Annotated in this window: 3 protein-coding genes; all 3 read right to left on the reverse strand. The window is 53.8% G+C overall.

All coding sequences use genetic code 11. The features are described from left to right. Positions 1–94 precede the first annotated feature (94 nt). Positions 95–1,174: an iron-sulfur cluster carrier protein ApbC gene (gene apbC / locus Q1M25_RS08185; protein WP_070591815.1), complete on the reverse strand. Its 1,080-nt coding sequence runs from the start codon at positions 1,172–1,174 to the stop codon at positions 95–97. Positions 1,175–1,338: 164 nt separating this feature from the next. Beyond that, positions 1,339–3,402, reverse strand: a complete 2,064-nt coding sequence (gene glyS / locus Q1M25_RS08190; protein WP_300483775.1) for a glycine--tRNA ligase subunit beta — start codon at positions 3,400–3,402, stop codon at positions 1,339–1,341. A 167-nt stretch (positions 3,403–3,569) separates the two neighbouring features. Next, positions 3,570–4,664 carry an FAD-dependent oxidoreductase gene (locus Q1M25_RS08195; protein WP_300483776.1) on the reverse strand — a complete coding sequence of 365 codons (1,095 nt, stop codon included), beginning with the start codon at positions 4,662–4,664 and terminating at the stop codon, positions 3,570–3,572. Between the last annotated feature and the right edge of the window lie 99 nt (positions 4,665–4,763).

Here is a 4,763-nt window from a genome sequence, read left to right on the forward strand (position 1 = left end):
AAAAGTCCGCTGCTCTACCGACTGAGCTAACGACCCGATAAGCTGTGCATTATAGAGATGGGGCACACAGCTGTCAACACTTTTTTAAACTTTTTTATTCGACGACGATTTTCGGGAAGCGGCTGCTGAAGTCTTTGCCTTTATCGGCAATGGCCAGTGCAATTTGGAAGGCGGCTTCGGTGTAGATGTCGGCGATAGTTTGGTTGTTTTCAAACAAGGCCGAAGATGTACCGCTGTCCATGGCTTCGCGTACAGGCAGGCTCAACGGAAGCTGGCCGAGCAACGGTACGTTCAAACGCTCTGCCAAGTTTTTACCGCCTTCTGCGCCAAAGATTGCTTCGGCATGGCCGCAGTTGGAGCAAATATGGACAGACATGTTTTCCAAAACGCCCAAAATCGGGATATTGACTTTGTTGAACATATCCACGGCTTTGCGTGCATCAATCAGGGCGATGTCTTGCGGCGTGGTCACGACAACGGAGCCGGTTACGGGGATTTTTTGCGACAGGGTCAATTGGATATCGCCGGTACCGGGCGGCAGGTCGATGAAGAGATAATCGACATTGTCCCATTCGCTTTGGAACATAAGTTGTTGCAAGGCTTGGCTGACCATCGGGCCGCGCCAAACGACGGCTTGGTCGGTATCGACCAGAAAACCGATGGACATCACTTGAATGCCGCTTTCAGCTTCAACGGGAATGAGTTTTTTGTTTTGTTGATCGGGTTTGCGGTCTTGTACGCCGAGCATGGTGGGCTGGCTTGGGCCGTACAGGTCGGCATCGAGTACGCCGACGCGCGCGCCCATTCTGGCCATTGCGGTGGCAAGGTTGGCTGTGGTCGTTGATTTGCCGACGCCGCCTTTGCCCGATGCAACGGCGATGATGTTTTTCACGCCTTTGATGGTTGCTACGCCGGGTTGAACTTTATGCGTACCGATTTCGGTATCGATACTTAAGTGGATATGCGTGTCGCCGGTATGGGCCATGACGGCTTCTTGGAGGGCGTTGGCAATGTCTGCGGCAATATGGGCAACTGGGAATGCGAATTTCAGGCCGATATGCAGGCCGTCTGAACGCTCTTCAAGGAGTGTAACGGCTTTTTCGCTGCCTAAGGTGCGCATTGTGTGGGGAATCAATACGGCATCGAGTGCGGTTCGGATGGCTGGGATATTCATAATCTGCCTCTTGAATGTGGGAAATTGTTTGATGTGCGCGATTTGCCTGCCTGACAAATCTGCTGAATTATACCCTTGAACGCCATGCAAGGGATACGCCCGAAAAACTTCAGGCTGCCTGAAAAATCGGGCAGCCTGAAAAAAGGGGCAACTAAAACGAGGCCTTATTCGCTCAAGAGCGCAATGTCGGCAACTGCGTTCATTTGCTCTGCCAAGCGGTTCAGCAAGTTCAAACGGTTTTGTTTCACGGCGGCATCTTCGGACATCACCATCACGCTGTCGAAGAATGCATCGACTTGCGGCTTGACGGATGCCAGCTCGGACAAAGCAGTTTGGAAATTGCCGTCGGCAACGGCGGCAGCAATTTTCGGCTGCAAACCTTGCGCGGCAGCATACAGGGCTTTTTCTTCGTCTTGTTGCAGCAGGCTTTCGTTAACCGCGCCCAACTCGGCATCGGCTTTTTTCAGCAGGTTTTGCACGCGTTTGTTGGCTGCGGCCAATGCGGCGGCTTCGGGCAGCTGTTTGAACGCGGCAACAGCCTGCAGTTTGGCCACTACGTCGTCCAAACGGCGCGGCTGTTTCGCCAATACTGCGGCAACGATATCTTGCGGATAATCGTTTTGCAGCAACACGGCCAAACGCGCCTGCATGAAGTCGGCGGTTTCAGACGGCGTTTTTTCGTTGAGCAAACCTTTGGGGAAGCTGTTGAAAGCCGTCTGAATTAGTTCGTTTACGTCCAAACCGTACTGCATCAGCATACGCAAAATACCCAATGCGGAGCGGCGCAGGGCGTATGGGTCTTTGTCGCCGGTCGGAATCAGGCCGATACCCCAAATGCCGACCAAGGTTTCCAGTTTGTCGGCCAAAGCAACGGCGGTCGCCACTTTGCCGTTCGGCAGGTTGTCGCCGGCAAAACGCGGTTGGTAGTGTTGCTCGATAGCTTCGGCGATTTCTTCGGTTTCACCGTCCAAGCGGGCATAGTATTTGCCCATGGTGCCTTGCAGTTCGGGGAACTCGCCGACCATTTCGGTTACCAAGTCGGCTTTGGCCAAACGTGCGGCGCGTTCGGCTGCGGCAGCATCTGCGCCCAATGCTTTGGCAATATGGGCGGCAATGCTTTGCAGACGCTCGATACGCTCGGCTTGCGAACCGATTTTGTTGTGGTAAACCACGCTGGACAATTTCGGCAGGCGGCTTTCCAAAGTCGCTTTTTGGTCTTGTTTGTAGAAGAACTCGGCATCAGACAGGCGCGCGCGCAATACGCGTTCGTTGCCTTGGATGATGTGTGACGGGTCTTCGGTTTGCAGGTTGGACACCAGCAGGAAGCGGTTCATCAGCTTGCCGTTTTGGTCGAGCAGCGGGAAGTATTTTTGGTTTTGCTGCATGGTCAGAATCAAACATTCCTGCGGTACGGCGAGGAAGTGTTCTTCAAAACCGGCTTCCAATACCACAGGCCATTCGACCAATGCGGTCACTTCGTCCAACAATGCTTCATCGGCGGCAACGGTCGCGTTCAGACGGCCTGCCTGCTCGTTCAAGGCCGTCTGAATGGCGGCTTTGCGTTCGGCAAACGATGCTTCTACTTTGCCTTGCTCGCGCATTTGTGCGGCGTAGCTGTCGGCATTTTCAATGGCGATTTCGCCGCTGGAGAGGAAGCGGTGACCCAATGTTTTGTTGCCGCTTTGCAGGCCCAAAACGCTGACGTTTACGATGTCACCACCGTGCAGCACGATCAGGCTGTGTACAGGGCGAACGAAGGTAAATGTGCTGCTGCCCCAACGCATGACCTTAGGAATCGGCAGTTTTTTCACTGCGGCATTGATGATGTCTTCCAAAAGCTCGCCTAGCGGTTTGCCGGTTTGGACGTATTCGTAGGCGTACACGTCTTGCTTGCCGTCGTTGATGACGGTCAGGTCTTCGATTTTCGCACCCGCACCGCGCGCAAAACCTTCCAAAGCCTTAGTCGGCGCACCGTCTTTCATAGCATTCGCTACGGCCGGGCCTTTTTTTACGATTTTTTGATCGGCTTGAACGGCTTTCACGTTTTTGACTTGAACGGCCAAACGGCGCGGAGAAGCATAGGCAGTGTATTCGGCTGCGCCGTCAATCAGTTGCGCTTTTTCCAAGCCTTCGGCAACGGAAGCGGCAAAATGGTTGCCCAGATTATTGAGGGCTTTTGGCGGGAGTTCTTCAGTGAGAAGTTCGATTAAAAGGGTTTGGGTTGTCATGTGCTTATCGTTAAATAGGAAATTGGTTTGGCGTCTGAATACGGCATCATGCGGTTTCAGACGCAAGGTTAATTGAATTGACGGCGATTTTATCATTTTCAGACGGCCTGTGGCTGTCTTTCACAAACAATTTGCCCGATTTTCAAGCAACTTCGTCCGCAAAGGCTTCAATTCGCAGCGCGGATATACGGCAAACCGCTGGTTTCGTCGTATTCGGGAATGTCGTTTCCGGCAAACAGCGCACCGGCCAAACGCACGGCCGCACCGGTCACGGCCGGAGAAATCATAAAGCCGTGGCGGAATAGGCCGTTGACTTCAATCAGGCGGCGTTCGCGGTTGAAGCGGATTTCGGGATTGTGGTGGTTTAAAGTCGGGCGCAGGCCGGTGGCCAGTTCCAAGAGGTTCGCCTCGCCAAATGCCGGATGCACGGCATACAGCGCGGACAAAAGTTCCAAACCGGAACGCACGCTTGCCGGCGCTTGGCTTTCGCTTTCGATTTGGGTCGCACCAATCACAAAAATATGGTTTTCCTTCGGCGCGATATACAAAGGATAGCGCGGATGCAGCAGGCGCACGGGGCGGGACAGCTCGATTTCAGGGGCGTAAACGCGCGCCACTTCGCCGCGAACGCCGCGCAAAACGCTTTCAGACGGCCTGTTCCACGCGCTCTTTGCACCATAACCGCGACAATCGATGACCCAATCGTATTGTGCCGCCAAATCTTCGACTTCACGTTCGCATGACCAATGGCACGCGACATTCATTGATTCCAAAGCATCGGCAAGCACATTCAATACCTGCCGTCCGTCCAACTGCCCTTCTGTCGGCAGATACAGGCCGTCTGAAAACCGCCCTGCCAGTTGCGGTTCGTTTGCCGCGATTTCATCGGCGTTCCAACGTATGGTTTCATGTTCCGCCACGCCGCCGCGCTTCAAATGACGGGCAAACTCGGCGGAAAGCGGCTTGTCCTGCGTGTGCCAGACAATCAGGCTGCCGTTTTCCTGCATCATCACCGGCGTATTCAGACGGCCGACAATCGAACGCCAAAGCGCGATGCTTTGTTTGCCTAAACGGATGACTTCGGGCGTTGCCTCCACCGCTTCGGCAGACGGCGCCAACATGGCCGCGGCAACATAAGCGGCGGCTTGCGCGCCGTTGCGTTCGCCTTTCTCAAACAACTCTACCGCCACGCCCTGCTCCGCCAATTGGAACGCAATAAGGCGACCGGAAAGGCCGCCGCCGAGTACAGCAATCTTAGACATTAGTTTCTCCTTGTTTTTAATATGAAAATGAACTGCATATTTTAGAACTTGTTTTGTTTTATCACAATATCGACACAAAATGAGAACAGTTTTTGCATA

Source organism: uncultured Neisseria sp., assembly GCF_951230505.1.
Lineage (GTDB): Bacteria > Pseudomonadota > Gammaproteobacteria > Burkholderiales > Neisseriaceae > Neisseria.

Excerpts from the sequence above, each read along its gene's own strand:
- apbC (WP_070591815.1), bottom strand. The coding sequence starts at position 1,174 with ATGAATATCCCAGCCATCCGAACCGCACTCGATGCCGTATTGATTCCC.
- glyS (WP_300483775.1), bottom strand. The coding sequence starts at position 3,402 with ATGACAACCCAAACCCTTTTAATCGAACTTCTCACTGAAGAACTCCCG.
- Q1M25_RS08195 (WP_300483776.1), bottom strand. The coding sequence starts at position 4,664 with ATGTCTAAGATTGCTGTACTCGGCGGCGGCCTTTCCGGTCGCCTTATT.